Annotated in this window: 16 protein-coding genes; 14 read left to right on the plus strand and 2 right to left on the minus strand. The window is 41.2% G+C overall.

Annotated elements, in window-relative coordinates; translation table 11 throughout:
• Positions 1–101 precede the first annotated feature (101 nt).
• Positions 102–1,940 (minus strand): ATP-dependent zinc metalloprotease FtsH3, encoded by a 1,839-nt coding sequence (gene ftsH3 / locus WN50_RS18010; protein WP_046280289.1) that lies wholly within the window; start codon positions 1,938–1,940, stop codon positions 102–104.
• A gap of 309 nt (positions 1,941–2,249) precedes the next feature.
• On the opposite strand from ftsH3, the gene WN50_RS18015 reads away from it, so the two are divergent.
• The 5 genes from WN50_RS18015 (at position 2,250) to WN50_RS18035 (ending at position 11,643) form a co-directional block, all read left to right on the plus strand.
• Entirely contained in the window at positions 2,250–3,059 is an 810-nt protein-coding gene (locus WN50_RS18015; RefSeq protein WP_200906311.1) for a CmcI family methyltransferase, read from the plus strand.
• A gap of 19 nt (positions 3,060–3,078) precedes the next feature.
• A complete protein-coding gene (locus WN50_RS18020; RefSeq protein WP_046280290.1) occupies positions 3,079–3,720 on the plus strand; it encodes a class I SAM-dependent methyltransferase in 642 nt (213 codons plus the stop codon).
• 9 nt (positions 3,721–3,729) lie between these two features.
• Entirely contained in the window at positions 3,730–9,957 is a 6,228-nt protein-coding gene (locus tag WN50_RS31050) for a glycosyltransferase (RefSeq protein ID WP_053221548.1), read from the plus strand.
• 207 nt (positions 9,958–10,164) lie between these two features.
• Positions 10,165–10,629, plus strand: coding sequence for a glutathione peroxidase (locus tag WN50_RS18030; protein WP_046280745.1), 465 nt, complete (start codon positions 10,165–10,167; stop codon positions 10,627–10,629).
• Between the two features lie 537 nt (positions 10,630–11,166).
• A complete protein-coding gene (locus tag WN50_RS18035; protein WP_160315401.1) occupies positions 11,167–11,643 on the plus strand; it encodes a hypothetical protein in 477 nt (158 codons plus the stop codon).
• A gap of 63 nt (positions 11,644–11,706) precedes the next feature.
• Here the strand turns inward: WN50_RS18035 and WN50_RS18040 are convergent, their stop codons facing one another.
• The gene (locus WN50_RS18040; RefSeq protein ID WP_049560112.1) at positions 11,707–12,177 is read right to left on the minus strand and encodes a DM13 domain-containing protein; all 471 of its coding nucleotides are present in this window, start codon (positions 12,175–12,177) and stop codon (positions 11,707–11,709) included.
• 216 nt (positions 12,178–12,393) lie between these two features.
• Between WN50_RS18040 and der the strand changes: the two genes are divergently transcribed.
• The 9 genes from der to WN50_RS18085 all read left to right on the plus strand — a co-directional run.
• Positions 12,394–13,755, plus strand: a complete 1,362-nt coding sequence (gene der, locus WN50_RS18045) for a ribosome biogenesis GTPase Der (protein ID WP_046278982.1) — start codon at positions 12,394–12,396, stop codon at positions 13,753–13,755.
• Between the two features lie 149 nt (positions 13,756–13,904).
• Entirely contained in the window at positions 13,905–14,822 is a 918-nt protein-coding gene (locus WN50_RS18050; protein ID WP_046278981.1) for an energy-coupling factor transporter transmembrane component T family protein, read from the plus strand.
• Positions 14,823–15,095: 273 nt separating this feature from the next.
• Positions 15,096–16,307 (plus strand): RNA-guided endonuclease InsQ/TnpB family protein, encoded by a 1,212-nt coding sequence (locus tag WN50_RS18055; protein WP_046278980.1) that lies wholly within the window; start codon positions 15,096–15,098, stop codon positions 16,305–16,307.
• A gap of 410 nt (positions 16,308–16,717) precedes the next feature.
• On the plus strand, positions 16,718–16,987 hold the full coding sequence (pipX, locus tag WN50_RS18060; protein WP_046278979.1) for a transcriptional coactivator PipX: 270 nt from the start codon (positions 16,718–16,720) through the stop codon (positions 16,985–16,987).
• A 123-nt stretch (positions 16,988–17,110) separates the two neighbouring features.
• The gene (locus WN50_RS18065) at positions 17,111–17,782 is read left to right on the plus strand and encodes a YggS family pyridoxal phosphate-dependent enzyme (protein WP_046278978.1); all 672 of its coding nucleotides are present in this window, start codon (positions 17,111–17,113) and stop codon (positions 17,780–17,782) included.
• Positions 17,783–17,905: 123 nt separating this feature from the next.
• Complete coding sequence (locus tag WN50_RS18070; RefSeq protein ID WP_046278977.1) at positions 17,906–18,517, plus strand: cell division protein SepF; 612 nt, start codon at positions 17,906–17,908, stop codon at positions 18,515–18,517.
• A gap of 78 nt (positions 18,518–18,595) precedes the next feature.
• A complete protein-coding gene (proC, locus tag WN50_RS18075; protein WP_046278976.1) occupies positions 18,596–19,423 on the plus strand; it encodes a pyrroline-5-carboxylate reductase in 828 nt (275 codons plus the stop codon).
• Between the two features lie 436 nt (positions 19,424–19,859).
• Positions 19,860–20,846, plus strand: coding sequence for a DNA (cytosine-5-)-methyltransferase (dcm, locus tag WN50_RS18080; protein WP_046278975.1), 987 nt, complete (start codon positions 19,860–19,862; stop codon positions 20,844–20,846).
• A gap of 17 nt (positions 20,847–20,863) precedes the next feature.
• A partial coding sequence (locus WN50_RS18085; RefSeq protein WP_049560116.1) for a HaeII family restriction endonuclease occupies positions 20,864–21,406 on the plus strand: 543 nt, incomplete at its 3' end.

The following is a 21,406-nucleotide window of genomic DNA, read 5'->3' on the forward strand; positions in this document are numbered from 1 at the left end:
ATTTAATATACCATATAAAACATTGAGAAAAAATCAAAGCTACCCTAGAATCTCCTAGAGTAGCCTGATTAAGATTAAGTTTCTCAGATGAGAACGATCAACTAGGCGATCGCAGCGACTCGAACATCATTATTTCCTAAGAGTTCTTGCAGCTCCTCCGAGTCAACCGTCTCTTTCTCGATCAACATTTCTGCCAATTTATCCAGAACGTGGCGATTTTCCATCAACACATTTTTAGCACGAACGTAAGCTTCATCAACTAACTTACGAACTTCATCATCAATGGTTGCGGCTGTTTCTTCGGAGAAATCCCGCTCAGACATGATATCACGACCGAGGAACACATTCCCCTGTTGACGACCCAAAGCTACAGGCCCCAAACGGTTACTCATCCCATAACGGGTAATCATTTGACGCGCCACACGAGTCACCTGTTGCAAGTCGTTAGAAGCGCCAGTGGTGACTTCTTCTTCGCCGAAAACAATTTCTTCCGCCAGACGTCCGCCTAAAGCAACGGCCATCTGATTTTGCAAATAAGAACGACTGAACAACCCAGAGTCCATCCGATCTTCACTGGGCATAAACCAGGTTAACCCACCCGCACGACCACGAGGAATAATGCTGATTTTTTGTACAGGGTCGTAGTCTGGCATCAACGCACCGACTAACGCATGACCCGCTTCGTGGAAGGCGACTAAAGTTTTGCGTTTTTCGCTCATTACCCGATCTTTCTTCTCGGGGCCTGCGAGTACGCGGTCAATGGCGTCGTTCACCTCATCCATTGAAATTTCGGTTAAGTTGCGACGGGCCGCCAAAATAGCCGCTTCGTTGAGTAAGTTCGACAGGTCAGCCCCGGTAAACCCAGGAGTCCGACGGGCAATTTTTTCGAGATCTACGTCTTTAGCGAGGGTTTTGCCGCGTGCATGAACCCGCAGAATTTCCAGACGACCCGCGTAGTCAGGACGATCAACAACAACCTGACGGTCAAAACGACCCGGACGCATTAACGCTGCATCCAAGACATCAGGACGGTTGGTGGCGGCAATAATGATAATTCCGGTATTGCCTTCAAAACCATCCATTTCGGTGAGTAACTGGTTGAGGGTTTGTTCCCGTTCATCGTTACCACCACCTAAACCCGCACCCCGTTGACGACCAACGGCGTCAATTTCATCGATGAATACAATACAGGGAGCGTTGGCTTTGGCTTGTTCAAACAGGTCGCGGACGCGGGACGCACCCACACCGACGAACATTTCTACAAATTCTGAACCGGAGATACTGAAGAAAGGAACACCTGCTTCACCCGCGACGGCTTTGGCGAGGAGGGTTTTACCGGTTCCAGGAGGGCCGACTAACAGCACGCCTTTGGGAATTTTCGCACCAACGGCGGTAAAGCGATCGGCGTTTTTCAGGAAGTCTACCACTTCGCTGAGTTCGAGTTTGGCTTGTTCAATTCCGGCCACATCCCCAAAGGTGACTTGAGTTTGGGGTTCCATTTGAACTCGCGCTTTAGACTTGCCAAAGTTCATGGCTTGGCTTCCGGGGCCGCTTTGGGCGCGACGCAACAGAAAAAATAAGCCAACTAACAGTAAAATAGGGAAGAATAAGCTGCTGAGAGCTTTGAACCAGAAACCCTCATCACTTTGAGGCATCACGGAAATGTCAACGTTATTCTGACTCAGAATATCGATCAAGCCGGGATCGGGAGGAAGGTTAACCATGACTTTGGAACCATCTTCCGCCGTAACCAGGGCTTTAGAGCGATCAGCACTCAGGCTAACCCGCTCAACTTGCTTATTTTCGACTTCCTGAATGAAGGTACTATATTTCCAAGTTTCCCGTGTTTGAGGTTGTTTATCAAAGAAGGCGGTTGCCAGGGCGATGACAACGATTGCTAAAAGTGCGTATAAGCCTGCGTTTCTCCAGCGTTTGTTCACCGGGGTCTATCCTCCTAATGTTGCTCAGAGTCCTGTGGACTCTGGTATCTTTTTTATTATGTTTACCAATCTTAACGTATTTTTCACCAATCCTGGGGATCAGGACAAGAAGCCTTAACATCTTAAAATAGGTGATGCTCTAATCAGACACAGGGAGTTGTTTGACTACAATAAATTTATTTTTTTGTCAACCTCTGAGAAGGGGTTCAAGTTAAAATCGCCGTTTGTGATTCTTGATCTGAGCTTCAATCGCAAAAAAAGCTGACTTTAATTTCTATTTATAAAGAAAAGCGATTGTGTTAAAGTTATATGTTTGAACTTGAATTTTCAATTAAATCGGCTGTTAGTTATTTTCAATCGGGAGACTATTTTAAAGCCGAGTTAGTTTGCCATCAAATTTTGGAAAATGTTCCCAATTGTGAGATTGCCATGAAACTGTTAGGCAAAATTCATCATCAGAATTTGAAGCCGAAACAGGTCAACAATTATTCGGGTGAGGCTTATCACTTATGGTACTACAATAGTCATGTTTGGACAACTACAACTTGGGCAGGAGTCAGTGCGCTCAAGTCTCCTTGTGATATGTGGAACTATCAAGAAATTATTTTTGACTTAAAACCGAGTTTAATTATTGAGTTTGGAACTCGTTACGGAGGAGCCACCTTATTTTTTGCTCATCTCCTCGATCAAATTCCTCAAACTTCTAAAGTTTTCTCCGTTGACAATGATCAGAGTTGTCTCGATGATCAAGTTAAGCAACATCCTCGCATTGAACTGATGCTTTCATCCTCAACTCATCCTGTCGTTGCTCAAAGAATTTCGATGTTGCGACAAGAATTTTCGGGGCGAGTTTTTGCCATTTTGGATAGTGACCACAGCAAAGATCATGTCTTAGAAGAAATGCTCTTGTTACGTCCTCTTTTAACATCAGGAGATTATTTAATTGTCGAAGATGGGAATATTAACGGTCATCCAGTTTTACCAGAATGGGGAGAAGGGCCTTATGAAGCGATAGAAGCCTATTTTTCCCAATATCCTGATGATTATAAACTGGATGAACAACGAGAGCAGAAATTTGGTTTTACCTGGGCACCCAAAGGATTTTTAATTCGATATTAATTGGCATTAAAATTAAGTTATGAAATTTAGATTCCATCAACCTACCTTAAAGTTATTAGAAGGATTATCAGGAGTAGAACTTGGCGCTGCGGCTCATAACCCTTTTGGTGTTAATGCGATTAATGTTGCACCTAAATTTGATGAAAAGGTTTATCGAGAAAGTCAGGTTGAAATGGGTGAAACTCCTACTCCAATCGATCTTTATGGAGATGCGACTGATATTCCTGTCGAAAAACACAGCCAAGATTTTGTATTATCCAGTCATGTTTTTGAACATATTCCTAACCCAGTCCAAGCTTTTTTAGAATGGCAAAGAGTCCTTAAATCGGGAGGATATATTGTGATGATTGTTCCCCAACCGGATGCTTTATTGGGTGATAATAGACCGTTATCAACTTATGATAAACTGATTCAAGCTTATCACGAAAACTGGACGATTGACACCGCACCTCCCGGAAGTTGTTATTCCGATCACTATTGGAAATTTACCTCGACAACCTTAAGAGGATTTCTTGAAAAGTTAAAATCAGGAGTTGCAGGTTTACCCCCAATTAATTGGACGTTAATTGGCGTTGAAGATCCAGATAGTAAAGTTGGAAATGGGTTTTGGCTGGCTTATAAAGTTCCCGAATTTAATTTTAAAGTTAAAAATCTGATCTAGGAAAAAAATATGCGTTCTCAAGCTGAATTGAATCATCAACCTCTAATTAGTATTATTGTTCCCGTTTTCAATCCACCCGAACCCTATTTAAGAGCGGCTATACAATCCGTTCTCGATCAAACCTATTCTCATTGGGAATTGTGTATTGCTGATGATGCTTCAACTTTCCCTTATGTGCGAAGGGTTTTAGAAGAATACGCTCAACAAGATACTCGCATTAAACCGATATTCAGAACGGAAAATGGTCACATTTCTGCTTGTTCAAATTCGGCGTTAGAAATAGCAACGGGTGAATTTATTGCGTTGCTGGATCACGATGATTTACTCACTTCTGATGCGTTAGAAGAGGTTGTGCGGCTACTCAATCAGCATCCCGAAGCGGATATGATCTATTCCGATGAAGATAAAATAGATAATAACAATCAATTTAGAGAAGCCGCTTATAAACCGGATTGGTGTCCCGATTCATTTCTTTCCCGAATGTACACCTGTCATTTAGGGGTTTATCGTCGATCATTAGTGAATGAAATTGCAGGATTTAGACAAGGATTTGAAGGAAGTCAAGATTATGATTTAGTCTTGAGACTCACCGAAAAAACAAATAAAATCTTTCATATTCCTAAAATTCTTTATCACTGGAGAATGCACTCGGCTTCAGCTTCCATGTCACAAACGGCTAAACCCTACGCTTATGAAGCCGCAACCAAAGCGTTAACTGAAGCTATGCAAAGACGGAATGAAGGCGGACAGGTTATTCCTTTAAAAGATTCTCCGGGGTATTACAGTATTCGCTATGAAATTGATCGATCTAAACTTGTTAGCATTATTATTCCGACGCGAGATTATGGCAGTATTTTGCATCAGTGTTTAACTTCTATTTTTCAGAATACAAGCTATCCCAACTATGAAGTTATTGTGATTGACAATGGGAGTGTTGAAGCCGAAACCAAAAACATTTTAAACTTTTGGAAACAGCAAAAATCGGCTCAATTTAAAACCTATCGTTTAGACATTCCCTTTAATTATTCTCAGTTGAATAACTATGGCGTGAGTCAAGCCAACGGAGAATATTTCATCTTTTTGAATAATGATACTAAAATTCTGACATCTGATTGGATTGAGGCGTTGGTTGAGCAAGCTAAACGTTCTTCAATTGGTGCTGTCAGTGGATTGCTTCTATATCCTGATAAATCCCTGCAAAACGCCGGATTTGTTTTAAGTAAAAATCAAATATCGAGTTCTTTTTATCAGGGAATTACTAAAATAAATGATTATGATACGTTCTTACAAATCAGCTTAATTAATAATGTTTCTGCGGTGAGTGGCGCTTGTTTAGCCTGTCGTCGCACTGTATTTGAAGAAGTTGGCGGATTTGATGAAGCATTACCCTTGATCTACAATGATGTTGATTTTTGTCTAAAACTCATCCATCAAGGTTATCGAAATATTTATCTTCCTCATGTTCGACTCTATCATCAAGAGTTGAAAAGTTGGAATGTCGAATTAACCCCCTATCAACGTAGCAAAATTCAGGATTCTGCTCAACAATTAATCCAAGAACGATGGGGTAAAATATTTAATTCTGATCCCTGTTGTCATCCTCATTTTATTCAAAAATTTACCGCTAAATCCGTAGAAGTTCCTGCTGTTCACCAGCATCAGAGAACCGTGAGTTATCCTTTAGTCAGTGTTTGCATCCCGACTTATAATGGTGAGAAATATTTAGCCGAGTGTTTAGAGAGTGTTTTATCTCAAACCTATCCTCATTTAGAAATTATTATATCTGATGATGGTTCAACCGACAAAACTATAGCTATTGCTCAATCTTTTCAATCTAAATTCTCGGGTAACTTTCAAATTTTCAGTCATTGTCAGTATGGATTAGCTGTTAATTGGAATTACTCGATTTCTCAGACTCAAGGAAAATATATAAAATTTATATTTCAAGATGATATTTTAGAAAATAGCTGTATTGAAGACTTAGTAAATTTAGCCGAACAAGATGAAAAAATAGGATTAGTCTTTTCTCGTCGTGAAATATTGGTTTCTCCAGAAGCACAATCTAATCAATATTGCCAAGAAATTAGTGTTTACGCTCAAGATATTGATAAACATTGGCTGAATCTAAAATCAATACAAGAGGGAAAAGAACTCCTCGCTGTTCCCTATCTATTAAATCATCCCATCAATAAAATCGGAGAACCCAGTACAGTTTTAATCCGCAAAAGTGTATTTAAGAATGTCGGAATCTTCGATCCTGAACTCTATCAACTACTTGATTTAGAACTGTGGTTCAGGATTATGAGTCAATATAAAATCGGTTTCGTTAATAAAAGCTTGTCTCACTTTCGGATTCATCCAGAACAATTATCGATTGCCAATAAACTTAAAGGAAATAGTCAGCGAGATATTCATAAATTCTATCATAAAATTGTTAATAGCTCTTATTTTAATGATTTAGACTCAAAGCTACAATCTCAATTAATGCAAACCTTCAAAAAGACATCAGAAAATCAGACTCAATCCCGTTTAAATTCCCTAAATTTTACTCAGATTCAGCCAAATATAGAACAAAACAATAAACCTTTTTGGTCTGTTATGATTCCGACTTACAACGGATCAAAGTATTTAGAATATACACTAAAAAGTCTGTTAAATCAAGCTCCCAGTTCCGCAGAAATGCAAATTGAGGTAATTGATGATTGTTCCCCAGATGAAGATATAGAAGCACTGGTTCAACAAATTGCAGGCGATCGCATTTCATTCTATCGACAACCGCGAAACTTAGGCTTAATTGGAAATTGGAATGACTGTATTCAACGCGCAAAAGGAGAATGGGTTCATATTCTCCATCAAGATGATTTTGTCTTACCAGGATTTTATCATAAATTGCGAGAACTCTTAGAAAAAGAACCCCAAGCTGGTGCGGGTTTTTGTCGTCATTATTATGTAGATGCGGAAGGAAAACAGCGTTCAATCTCGGCTTTAGAACAGGAAAATTATGGAATTCTTGATAACTGGATCGAACGAATTGCTGTCATGCAACGGGTTCAATTTGCTTCAATTGTTGTTAAACGAAGTGTGTATGAAACTCTCGGAGGATTTTGTCTGGATGCGGGTTCAGCAGCAGATTGGGAAATGTGGAAACGCATCGCCGCACACTATTCTGTTGTCTATGAACCTCAACCTTTGGCTTGTTATCGTCTCCATTCAAGTTCCGAAAGTTCTCGCTTAATTGCAGTGGGTGAAAATATTAAAGATACTCTAAAATCGATTGAAATTTCTCACTCTTATCTTCCACCAGAAAAAGCACAAACACTTTCCCAAAAAGCCAGAGAACATTATGCGTTTTACGCGCTGAATACAGCGAAAAAAATGTTAGGAGTGGGGGAAGAAAAAACAGCGATCGCACAAATTAAAGCCGCAGTACAATGTAGTCAGTCTCAGCCTGTCAAAGATGCGATTATTCAGCTATTCAGTTCAGAAATATGGGGTTCTCAAGACTTCAATGGTATTTTGAAAGAAGTAACAACTCTATCAGAACAATATCGCCAAAATCCCAAAAATATAACTGTTTTAGATAAACTGCGAAAAATCCGCCAAACATTAGGACAATTTTGGCTGAATACATCCTTTAAAAAATTAGATAATTTTTATACAGAAGATTGCGGAAAAATTCACCAAACCTTACTCAATACTGGGATAAAAAATGAACCGTTAACTGAAGCTGAACAGTCAGAAGTTAATCAATGGATAGCCTATCTTTCTCAGGGTTTAAATCAACCTAATGCTATCCCACATCTCCTCGCCACAATGTTGTATTGCTATCCCCATCAACTCCCCTCTCAATGGTACAAAAACGCTCCTATTCCCAACTGGTTTGTGAATGATTATCTGACATTTATGCTGACACCACCTCATTTCTTTCAGCAAACCGGAGAAGTTGAACGTTATTATTCTTATCTGAAAGGATGGGTTGACTATCTTCATAGTCGAATCTTTAGTGATAAAATCTCAAAAACTTGGCAAGATATCGCTAATGTGTTTCTGCTTAGAATGAACGCGATTCCGCTTTATTTTAGTTCCGAAAATATCAAAGATATCTATATCAAACGAGCGGAAATTATGGAGTTAGCGCTCTTAAGTCAGGGTAATAAACTAGATTATACCTTTCCGAAACGCTCTGAAAGCCTAGATAAAATTCGTTTAGGAATTCTCAGCACTCACTGGAACCCCCAAACGGAAACCTATTCAACGTTACCTGTTTTTGAACATCTTGATAGAAATCAGTTTGAAATTATTCTCTACACTTGTCAAATCAACAATCATCCTCTGGAAAAATATTGTCAGAGTCGTGCGGATCGTTGGATCAAACTTCCTCAAAAATTAAGCGATCAAGTAAAAACCATTCGTGCTGATGATTTAGACATCCTTTTAATTGGTACTAATGTTACCGCAGTCACCCATTCTATTACCCTGTTAGCGTTACATCGACTCGCCAGAATTCAAGTCACTTCGACTTCTTCTTGTGTGACAACGGGAATGCGAAATATTGATTATTATATCTCTGGAAATTTAACGGAATCTCCCCAAGCACCCCAACAATATAGTGAAAAGTTAGCCGTCATTGAAGGAACTGCACATTGTTTTAATTACTACGCTATCCCACCTGCTCAACCAACAGTTCATCCTCAACGTTCTGATTTGAAACTTGATGAAAATACGGTTGTTTTTATCTCGGGTGCGAACTTTTATAAAATTATACCGGAGTTGAGAGAAACTTGGGCAAAAATTCTTGCAAAAGTTCCGAATTCTGTTTTAATTCTCTATCCCTTTAACCCCAACTGGACATCTAATTATGCTCGAATTCCTTTTCTCAATACCCTCAAAACCGCTTTTGAACGTTACAACGTTAAACCCAGTCGTCTGATGATTTTAGACACTCAACCCAGTCGAACGGATATTAAACAATATCTAAAATTAGCAGATGTTTATTTAGATTCCTATCCCTTTTCTGGGGTGAATTCTTTGGTTGATCCCTTAGAAGTAGGTTTAGTAACTATTACTCAAGAGGGTGATTCTTTCCGTTCAAAAATGGGATCATCTTTATTAAAATGCCTAGCTTTAAATGACTTAATTGTTGACAGCGAAGATGCTTATATCAACTTAGCAGTTCAGTTGGCGACAGACGCTAAACTCCGGCAACAATATAGTCAAAATATTGCAGAAAAAATGCAGCACAATCCACCTTTCTTAGATAGTTATCGTTATTCTAAAAAGATGGAGTCGCTATTTAAGCAACTGTTCAATACTTTGAAACAACAGCAAGAATTTCCTGAAATTCCTCTCAACACAGCGATCGCCAGACGAGACTATTTATCGGAGTTAGTTCATCATATTAATCTCTACACACTTAATCCCTCTGAGGAAGCTATTATCGAACGTTTACGGCAACTTCGTAAAGTGATGGCGGAATATTGGTTAAAAATTTCTCCTGATCAATTAGAAGAAGTTTACAAAGGACATATGGGAAATGGTTATCAAGTGTTACTCAGTCGCGGAATTCAGCATGAAGCTTTAATCGAAGCTGAACGTCAATTTGTCGATCAACTCACGCAAGTCGCAACGGGTTTAAAACATCCAAATTCACTCAACTGTTTAATGGCGGCGATGTTGTATTATGTTCCCGGAAAAATGTTAGTTCGAGATGCAGAGAAACGTTTACCCAGTTGGTTAATAAAAGACTATCAAACGGTATTTGAAAATCAACAAGCTTTGCAGAAAGTTGAACAGACATTAGCCGCAGCACAGTTAAAAACAACACCGGAAACCTTAACTCAAAATACTCCCGATCTGAAAACTCAACAATATCAGAATCGCCTACAAGGTTGTTTAAACTTATATCGTATTGATCCATCCAATCAATCTGTTGTAGAAGAATTACGTCAAATTCGGCGACAACTGGCTGATTTCTGGTTAAATTTAGCAGAAACGGAGTTAGAATCAGTTGAGCAAAGTTCTATCGGAAAATGTTCTCAATTGTTATATCAAAGTGATTTTATCAGCGAACCGTTAACGGAAACCGAACAGGAATTTTATCAACAATTAATAACTCAGTTGAGTGAGAGAGCAAAAACTAAAAAGACTGTCAATTTTATCTTAGCTGCGAGGTTTTATTCCCCTCTAGAACAGTTACAAATTCCAGAACTTTTAGCTTTACCCTCATGGCTAAAGTAGGGATAATTCATCAATTCCGTACCAATGTAGGGGCGGGTTCATAACAGTTATCAATTATCAGTTCACTCTTCCCGGGTACAACTGTTCACTGTTGTAAACCCGCCTTACCCCCATAACCCTGAGTTTTGAAAGAATTTTTGGAGAAAGTTTGAAATTTTAGTGCGCTTATTTAATAATAAGATCTGTACCACGACATTATCATCAAAAATGCCTTTACCCACTGAGCTAAAAACCCTAGAAGGACATCCCCTTTCACCCGAGAGACTGGCCAATAAAGTCATCCTTTTTGTCAACGTTGCGAGTAAGTGTGGCCTAACACCTCAGTATAAAGGTCTAGTGGCGCTACACAATGAATTTGCAGCTCGTGGCTTGGAAATTGTTGGCGTTCCTTGTAACCAGTTTGGCGCTCAAGAACCCGGTACTCCTGAAGAAATAAAAACCTTTACTCAAACCAAGTACGAAGTAGATTTTACGCTCCTGGAAAAGCAAGATGTTAACGGCTCAAACCGTAGTCCTTTATATCAATTTCTCATTGGTGAAGGGCAAGATATTGCCTGGAACTTTGGTAAGTTTTTGGTAGGACGAACAGGTGAAGTCGTCGCTCGTTTTGAACCTCAAATTGCTCCAGATGATCCGACTTTACGGGCTGAAATCGAAAAAGCTCTCTCATAGTTTTGAGCGGTATCGCCAGCTAAACAAAGCTTAGAACAGATCCTCGTCTTCAGCCCAAGCAAGACGGGGAAAATGTCAAATCATCAGTCAGTTTGAAGTGACTCCGATGTAAAATATTAACAGACGAAAAACCACCAAGACACAAGGAACACCAAGAGAAAATTTTCGGGTCTTTGTGTCGTGGGGGTGAATTTACCCATCCAAAAAATCCCATTAGTATAACACATTTTTTGCATGAGTATTAGTGTAAAATAGAGTTAAGTTTTAATCTTCCTAATGAAGATAAATTTTCATTGAGTTTATATCAAAGGTGAGAGAACCTATAATTTTTATATCTTCTTTTCTCAGTCTCCTCTCTCTTGAGTTAGAAAACCCGTTGAACTTCTATCCTCAAAAATATTTCTTAAGCCAGAGGTAAATTATCGGCTATTTTTTTACAGTATTAAACAGCAAGTTAAATTGCAAAATAACAGCCATAAAATCTACAGGAGAGTTTGCATGATTAGAAGATTAATAGGCGCTATCAAATCTACTTCTTTGAAAAGTGTTTTAACTATTGTTTTAGCGGGGATTTTAGTCGTTGTTACAACGGCTTGTAATGCTAAACCTCCGGCTCCTAATATTACAGGTTCGGGAGAATATCACAGCAGTAAAGGACAGCAGAAAGAGCTTTATGCACCTGTTCAGAATAAGAAATCTGGTGGAATGTATCCTTATGAAGATATGGACCCAGAACCGAGCAATTACACAAAACGCAAGGCTAATGAGTTAGTAGAAAATGCAAAGAGAAATGTTAGCAAAGTGAATGGCCCTGAAGAATTTGCCGAAAATTACAGACAGGGAACCCCACTGAATGAACGAGTCCAAAATATCTCCGAAGATGTCGGTCAGTCTGCTAAACAGTTCACAGAAGATGTAGCGTCTGGAGCAAAACGCAACGTTCAGAAGTTGAAAGAAAATACTCAAAACACTATCGAACACCCGGAAACTTTTGTTGATCACTTACAACGGTAAGTTTGAGAAAAAATAGAATCTTTACAAGGGGCTTAAGCCCCTTGTTTTTAACTGATCTAAACCTTAAAAACTTGCATAACCAAATGTCACATCAAATTTACGACACCAAATCCCAACAGACTTATATTGACTGATATCCAGATTATCCGGAAGTAGATACCGTTGCGCTCCCTCAAAACTTTGTAGAGAGGTCAGTGTCATATATTCTTCTTTTTTAGGTTTAACTGGAATTGTGCTATTTCGATGTAAAATGACATTAACATCAGGGCCTTGAGCTGTGGTAAATGCACCATCAAATTCTAAATACCGTTTACCATTTTCAGTAACAATCCGAGCCATTCCTTTCGTGGGATGATCCTGTTCAACTGTTACAAAAGAACCCGTTGCAATAATATTATTATTTTGAGCGATCAATGGAGTTGCAGCCGAGGCGGGAAGCGTCGAAGCGACAGAGGTCAAAGCCACTTCACCGATCACTGTATTTAAGAGAATAACAGAAGCGATACTAACCGTTTTTAAAGTGTTGATGAGCATAAACTTATCTCCGTTTCCGATTTCCTTACACTAACTAAGATAGAAGCTCAACTTGGGAAACAGATGATATGTAAAATAGAAAATGCTGAAAATTAATGAAATTGACCTCAGACCCTTCTCAGGGTTTTCTCACATTTTGTCTCAATTTCCAAGAGAACTCGCTACAATAGAAGGTTGAATATAGAAGATTGCCAGTGACGAGCTGCTCTAAACCCCATGCCCTTACCGATTGTCGCAATTATTGGACGCCCAAATGTAGGTAAATCTACCCTGGTAAACCGCCTCACTGAAAGCCAAGAAGCCATTGTTCACGATCAACCGGGGATGACTCGCGATCGCACCTATCGCCACGCCTATTGGCAAGATCGAGAGTTTTCGGTGGTCGATACCGGAGGCTTGATTTTTGATGATGATACCGAATTTTTGCCCCTGATTCGTGAACAGGTGATGGTCGCTTTAGCAGAAGCCACAGTCGCGATTTTTGTAGTAGATGGACAAGTCGGGCTAACGGGGGGAGATGAAGCGATCGCCAGTTGGTTGCGTGAACATTCGGTTCCGGTACTCTTAGCCGTGAATAAATGCGAATCTCCCACAGCCGGCTTAATGCAATCGATGCAATTTTGGGAACTTGGCTTAGGAAATCCTTTCCCCATTTCCAGCATACATGGCAGTGGCACAGGCGAGTTACTCGATGAATTAATCCAATATATTCCCCGCCGTGATGAAATCGAAGAATCCACCGAAATTCGAGTGGCAATTGTCGGGCGTCCGAATGTTGGAAAATCCAGTTTATTGAATGCCTTTTTAGGAGAAAATCGCGCCATTGTTAGCCCGATTTCCGGTACAACTCGGGATGCGATCGATACCGTCGTTGAACGCAACGAAAAGACTTACCGTTTAATTGATACAGCCGGAATTCGACGCAAAAAAAATGTCGAATATGGGGCGGAATTTTTTGGCATTAATCGTGCCTTTAAAGCCATTCGTCGAGCCGATGTTGTGCTGTTAGTGATTGATGCCGTTGATCGCGTCACCGAACAGGATCTCAAGTTAGCAAATCGCATCGTAGAAGAAGGTCGCGCTTGTGTAATTGTCGTCAATAAATGGGATACCGTTGAGAAAGATACCTACACCATTTTAGAATACGAACGAGAAGTCAAATCAAGACTGTATTTCATCGAATGGGCGAAAACCATTTTTGTCAGTGCCTTAACCGGACAACGAGTTGAAAAAATTATTGATTTAGTCGATCAAGCAGTCGCCGAACATCAACGCCGCGTTAGTACCGCCGTGATTAACGACGTGATCGAAGAAGCCGTCAGTTGGCATTCTCCCCCCACCACTCGCCAGGGTAAACAAGGGAAAATTTATTATGGGACTCAAGTCAGTAGCCAACCGCCAACACTGGTATTATTTGTCAATGATCCCAAACGATTTAATGAAAATTACCGTCGTTATATGGAAAGTCAATTTCGCCAACAATTGGGCTTTTTAGGCACACCTATTCGGTTAATTTGGCGCGGGAAACCAGCCCGAGAAGTCGAACGCAATACAGCCAACCGAGCCACAAAAGTTTAACACTCACCAGTCTTTGCAGTTGACAGTTGTAGGGGCAATTGATGAATTACCCGTACCAGTGACCCGTTTTTTGTGTTAACAGTTATTTCCCTTTTGCCTGTTGCCTGTTGCCTGTTGCCTAATGAGCTGTTCCCTGCTGGAATGAAATCATGGATTTATTGCGATCGCTGCCGATCGGTTTATATTTAGAAGAACCAATCACCTGGCTACATCGACTGGATGCGCGAGTCAAACTAGCCTGGTTGATGAGTTTTTTGTTAGCGCCGTTGTTAGCCAACGCCATTTGGCGACTCGCGTTGGTGGGGTTACTGATTATTATTACTCTTGGTGCGAGAATTCCTTTGCGAGTCTGGAAACGACAAATGGGCTGGCTGCTGATGTTTTGTAGTTTGTTGTTTGTCGTCAGTTGTATAATGCCCGATGGAATTATCGCCGAACATCAACCCCGTCTCCCCTCTGATGAGATTAGCTTTGCACTCCCTCAACCCCCAGAACAGATCACTACACCTTTACCCCAACCCACTTCTTATCGCTATGTGTTAGTCGAGCAAGGGCCATTAAAAATTACTCGCTACTCGGTTGATTTAGGAATTCGCGTCAGTACCTTACTGTTTACGCTGGTCTACAGCACCAACTTATATTTGCTGACAACAGCTTCCGAAGAAATCGCCACCGCCATTCAAAATGTGATGGAACCCTTGCGACGATTTAACTTACCCGTCACCGAAATCGCCTTAACGTTGACGCTTTCCCTACGGTTTTTTCCCTTAGTTTTAGAAGAAATTCAAAATTTAGTCCGCTCTGTGCGAACCCGAGCGATTAACTGGAAAAAACTCGGATTTCGCCGAGCCACTCAAGTTTGGTTGATGATTGCTGAACGCTTGTTAGAAAATTTATTACTACGAGCCGAACAGATGGCGAGTGCGATGACCGTCAGGGGTTTCACCACTCCTAATCAACATCATGTCAAATGGTATCAACTGCAAATCCGATGGGTTGATCGGTTCGCACTGGCTGCTTTAACTGTATTCTGGACGCTGCGGTTTATTTTGGGAGCGCAAGCTTAAGACGATTTCGGAAAAATTTCAGTCAAACCGATTGAAGATTAGTAAATTTTCCAGTACACTTTAACTTTTCAGCCAATTTCAACATTGAGCAGTGACCCCGACCCTTCTATCTGAAAATGCGAAAAGAGGACTCCCGTTATACCCCCAGGGTTAACGGTGAGATGAATTTTCGCCAATAAAAATCGACCGCAGGGAGAACGTCTACACAACAGCCCAATCTGTGTAGAATCTGTTCTAATACTATAACCCGGGCATTGGATTGAAATTTCGACGATGTTGACGCTGACCTACGAGTACAGGTTGAAACCCACACAGCAACAGGTAGAGGTGATAGAACGCACCTTAGATGTCTGTCGCTCGGTGTGGAATTTTGCCTTGAAAGAACGTAAGAATTGGCTCAACTCTCGCTTGGCTCCCGTTAATGCCTGCTCGATTGTTAACGAGTACATCATCCCCGCCGACGCACCCTTCCCCGGTTATCACTACCAAACGAAAGCGCTGACGCAAGCCAAGAAAAATAACGAACGGTTGAAGTCAGTTAACGCCCAGGTTCTTCAGCAAATCTTAAGAACCTTGGATCGGGCGTTTGTTGATATGAAAGCCAGAGGGTTTGGGTTTCCCAGATTTAAGAATCGTTACCGGATGCGGTCTTTTATTTATCCTCAGCTTAAAGGCGAGATCGTCAACGGCAACCGAATTAAGTTACCTCAACTCGGATGGGTTAAGGTTTTCAAGTCTCGGGAAATTCCTGACGGATTCAAACCCAAGCAAGCCCGAATTGTTCGGAGGGCATCCGGCTACTTCGTGATGCTGTCTCTGCAATCCGATGTCAGCGTCCCAAATGTTCCTTTTCACGGGCATCCTTTGGGTATCGACCTCGGGTTAGAGAAATTCTTGGCAACGTCGGATGGGGAACTGATAAACAGACCCAGATTTTTGAACCGCTTCCATCGCAAGCTGAAATCGCTGCAACGGAGATTAAAGCACAAGCAGAAGGGGTCTAACAATCGGCACAAGCTGAACCAAAAAATTGCTCGACTTCACCAACGAATTCAGGAAACTCGAAAAGACTGGCATTTTAAACTTGCTCACCACCTCTGCGATCGCGGACAGTCCATCTTTATCGAAGACATTGACTTCCGTTCGTGGGGGCGGGGAATGTTATCTAAGCACTGTCTCGATGCTGGCTTCGGTCAGTTCGTAACCATCCTCAAGTGGGTAGGATGGAAGCGGGGCGTTTTTGTGGGTGAGGTCAACAAAGATTACAGCAGCCAAATTTGTCCGAATTGCGGGGCGACGACGGGTAAGAAGTTACTCTCGGAGCGGGTTCATAATTGCCCGGAATGCAGGTACATCACCCACCGGGATGTCGCCGCCGCGCAGGTGATTCGGAATCGTGGTATTGATGCGCTCGGGCAGAGCGTGTCTGAAAATGCTTGTGGAGACTTACTGGCGGGGGGCTTCGGCTCTAGCGCGCGTGTCTGAGAAGCAAGAATCCCCCGCTATACCGCAGGTCTTCGGCGGGAGTGTCAAAAAGGTAAAGTTTACATTAACGACAAACCCATAAGCGATGATGCAATTTATAATGATTCGAGCCTGGTCTGCTCCCAAATTTTAAGTTCTCAAGTCCGGCTATCAAGGATCTGAGAATCCGCTCAGTTGAACCTCAGAAACTCACTCTAGTAACCCTAGAAAACAGTCAAAAACAACAGAGATCATCTTACAGGAGAAAGAATTTATTGGAGTGGCATTTCATCAACCTTGTTCAGTATCCTGTCTAGATATCTGGATCTTTATGACTGCCAATAGATGGTAGAGTTAGATTTCATAACTTGCTCAATCTGACTGCTATCGACTGTTTTAGAGAGCTACTTATTTGCTAAATTTTAGGCTGAATGACAACTGAAACTTACATGAATCACCCCAACTTTGGCTTACTGTTTAGAGTATGTCAAGTTGAGGATAATCAAGAACTGTTTACCACGCTGTACGCCCAACGACTGTTTTTTTTAGTCACTCACGGGCCAAGCGGTTTGAAATTTGAACCCGTTAGCCGTTCAGACGCCCGACTGGTTGTAGAAATCCGTCTGAGAATGTTGCGCCGAACAGGCCAGGTTGAAGAACATAAAAATCTACAAGTCATTCATCAACGCACATTTCAATAACTTTGGGGTGTTTATTGTTTGTGGTTTCACGAGAGAATAAGAAAGGGAAAAGAAGACAGAGGGAACCCGAGTTTTCCTGACATCCGACTTTCCCTCCCTTCTCGAACCACGCATCACGAAATTATGACCCATTCCACCGCCGAACGTATTGCTGAAATTCGCTCCCAAGTCCCCGATTCTGTGCGAATCGTTGCTGTCACCAAAACAGTATCGGCTGATGTGATTCGTATCGCCTACGCAGCCGGAATCCGGGATTTTGGCGAAAATCGCATTCAAGAGGCGATGGAAAAACAAGAGCAACTGCAAGATTTGTCCGATATCACCTGGCATTTAATTGGTCATATCCAAACCAACAAAGCGATAAAAGCTGTGCAGCACTTTCAATGGATTCACTCCGTTGATAGTCTCAAACTCGCTCAACGCCTAGACAGACTCGCTGAAGAATCGGGTTGTCAGCCTCAAGTCTGCCTACAAGTTAAGATTTTAAGCGATCCCAATAAATATGGTTGGAGCGTTTCTCAACTTTTAGACGACTTAGCGGAACTTAATCAATGCCAGCACATTCAAATTCAAGGTCTAATGACCATTCCCCCTTTAGGATTAAATGATTCGGAAACGTTGAATGTCTTTGAGCAAACTCGCCAGTTAGCCCAAAAAATTCAACAACAACGCTGGTCAAATCTCGAGATCAAAGAACTCTCAATGGGAATGTCTGGGGATTATACTTTAGCTATACAAGCAGGTGCAACAATGATTCGGCCTGGACAAATTCTCTTTGGTGCGCGTACAACCTAAACAAGATAGTATATTTTCTGGTAAAGCTATCGAGTTCGAGAAAAACTGACTATAGTCAATCCCTGCTAGCTCCCCTAAAATGGGTGTCTAGTCGGGAGAAAGAGTCGTTATGGAGAAGAAACCGTGAACTCTATTTTTGGTAAGCTACGGGATTTTGTAGGACTCAATGACTCTGTTGAGTACGATTATGAATACGATGAAATGGAGGGGGATCAATATCAAAATGTTTATCAGCCTCCCCAAGAACTCGCTTCCCCTGCACCCGTAGAGGAAGAACGTCGGAGCGTCCGTCGCCCTAGAGAACGGACAGTTGGGGCTACTAACCCTACAGCAAGTACGGTAACATCAGAAGGATTGGGGTCAACCATGAACAATGTGATCGGTATGCCAGGAGCGTTAAACGGAATTTCAGAAGTCGTGGTCATGGAACCTCGTACTTTTGAAGAAATGCCTGCGGCTATTAGAGCGCTCAAAGAAAGAAAGTCTGTCGTTCTCAATCTCACCATGATGGACCCAGACCAAGCCCAAAGAGCAGTAGACTTCGTAGCTGGAGGAACCTACGCCCTTGATGGTCATCAAGAACGAATTGGTGAAAGCATTTTCCTGTTTACGCCCAGTTGTGTTCAAGTTAGAACTCAGTCAGGCGTGATGAACGAAATGCCCAGCCAAGGACGCACTCGCATTCCTTCCCCGATGACTTCGATGTGGCAATCCGAGAAACAAGCGGTGCAGTAGTAGCGTTATCCAAGTCAGAGATCAGAAATCAGACTTTACAATTGCTGACCACTGACTCTGACATTTTACACTCAACAAATGACAGGATTCAAATTCGGTTTAATTGGTGGCGGGGTGATGGGAGAAGCGCTTCTCTCCCGTTTAATTGCTCAGAATATCTATCACCCAACAGATGTAATCGTTAGCGAACCCCATGAGCCGCGTAGAGCTGTTCTCCAGCAACAGTATGGGGTGGAGGTCACAGATGAGAATAGCCAAGCCGCACAGGTCACAGAGGTGCTGCTGTTGGCGGTTAAACCTCAAATCTTAGACACTGTAATTTCAGATTTAGCAGCCCTCAGTTTAGGAGATTCTCCGAACCCTGAATCTGAGGTGACGATTATTTCGATTTTAGCAGGGGTACCGTTAAGTAAGTTAGAAGCGGCTTTCATTCATCGTCCCGTGATTCGGGTGATGCCCAATACTCCCGCAACCGTCGGCGCTGGAATTAGTGCGATCGCTCCCGGTAAAGCTGTTCAACCCCATCATCTCAAACTGGCTGAACAAATTCTAGCAGCAGTTGGGGACGTTGTGGAAGTACCAGAATATTTGATGGATGCGGTAACAGGGTTATCCGGTTCGGGGCCTGCTTATGTTGCCCTGATGGTTGAGGCTCTAAGCGATGGCGGTGTAGCAGCAGGACTCCCGAGAGCGATCGCTTCAAAACTGGCTTTACAGACCGTTCTAGGCACCGCAGAATTATTAAAACAGACAGGTATGCACCCCGCAGAATTGAAAGATCGCGTCACCAGTCCAGGCGGAACTACAATAGCAGGCGTCGGCAAACTCGAACAGGCGGCTTTTCGTTCCGCATTAATAGAAGCAGTAAAAGCGGCTTGTGAACGTTCAAAACAGTTAGGAAAGTAACAGAAAAAGGAGAAAAAAACACCAAGACACAAAGAAATCAAATCTTCGTGACTTTGTGCCTTTGTGGTAATTTTCAGGAAAAAAAACCACCAAGACACTAAGACACTAAGCAAGCATCTCTTTCTGCCTTTGTGGTAATTTTAGGAGGATAAACCACCAAGACACCAAGAAATCAAATCTTCGTGACTTTGTGCCTTTGTGGTAATTTTTAGGAGGATAAACCACCAAGACACCAAGACACTAAGAAATCAAATCTTTTGGCTTTTGTGGTAATTTTTAGGAGGATAAAACACCAAGACACTAAGAAATCAAATCTTCGTGACTTTGTGCCTTTGTGGTAATTTTAGGAGGATAAACCACTAAGACACTAAGACACTAAGAAATTAAATCTTTTGGCTTTTGTGGTAATTTTCGCGATCGCTTTAAAAACTGATGAATGAGTAATAGATTAACAAAATACAATTTCACGTTTATTGATTTATTTGCGGGAATTGGGGGAATTCGTCTCCCTTTTGAGGAACTGGGGGGAAAATGTGTGTTTTCTTCTGAATGGGATGAAGCCGCCCAAAAAACCTATCAAGCAAATTTTGGTGAATGTCCTTTAGGTGATATTACCACCATTGATCCTTGTTTGATTCCTCAACATGATATTTTATTGGCGGGGTTTCCCTGTCAAGCGTTTAGTATTATTGGCAAAATGGCAGGGTTTAATGAAGCCAGAGGAACGTTATTTTATAATATTGAGATGATTTTAAGAGAACATCTTCCTCAAGCGTTTTTATTGGAAAATGTCAAACAGCTTAGAACTCACGACAAAGGAAAAACGTTTAAAGTTATTACCGAACTCCTGCAAAATCTAGGTTATCACATTTATACAGAAGTTCTCAATGCGCTAGATTTTGGTTTACCGCAAAAGCGAGAACGAACTTATATTGTTGGATTTTTAGATAACATCAATTTTGACTTTCCCAAACCCGTAAAAAAAAGAATGAGTTTATCCGATATATTAGAACCCGATGAAAAAGTTGATCAAAGTTTGTTTGCTTCTGAGTTTATCCAACAAAAGAGAATTAACAAATTGAAAGTTAAGCCCTTTTATCCATCAATTTGGCATGAAAATAAATCGGGAAATATTTCTGTGCTTCCCTATTCCTGCGCTTTGAGAAGTGGGGCTTCTTATAACTATCTTTTAGTGAATGGAGTTCGACGTCTATCGTCACGGGAACTTTTGCGTTTGCAAGGCTTTCCAGAATCGTTTAAAATCGTTGTATCTCACGCTGAAATCAGAAAACAAACGGGTAATAGTGTTCCGGTTCCAGTCGTTCGTGCGATCGCAAAACAGATGTTAAAAGCCTTAGAAGAAAAACAACCTGTTCCTGAAGAACCTAGACAGTTATTTATTGACTTTGCTAAATTTGAATAAAAGGAGTCATAGTAAAAATGTCAGTCAGCTTAAACGAAGCAAAAAACGCTTTGGATAATATTATAAACAAAGCTAGAGTTCATTTTTATAAACCGATTCAAGTTGCTGAAATTCTGTATCATCATCGAGTATTTGATGACTTGACTCTCGCCGATATCAATACCTATAGGACAGCTTCAAAAAGATGGAGAGATGTTATTTGTAAACGTTTTTTAGGGAGAATTACTAATTCGAGTTCACGGTATCAAGATAATTTATTCGAGCAAAACGCAACTCCACCCGAAGTTTTGATGCTGCTTGGAGAGGAGAATAAAAATAAATCAGGCATTGTTGAAGCTTATATCTATCGGAAATTTATAGAAAGATACTCACAAATGACTTCGGGATTAGCCTATTGTATGAAGTCAGATATTGAAAATTTTGAACTCACTGAATTTATCGGGCAATTTCAAAATAATCCTGGGTTAAAGAGAAGTATAGATAAAATTTACGAAATTGTTGTGTATGCTCTTTTTAAAGTTCTTATAGAAGAACTTAATGTAACAGTTAAAGTAGAACTT

The organism is Limnoraphis robusta CS-951, assembly GCF_000972705.2.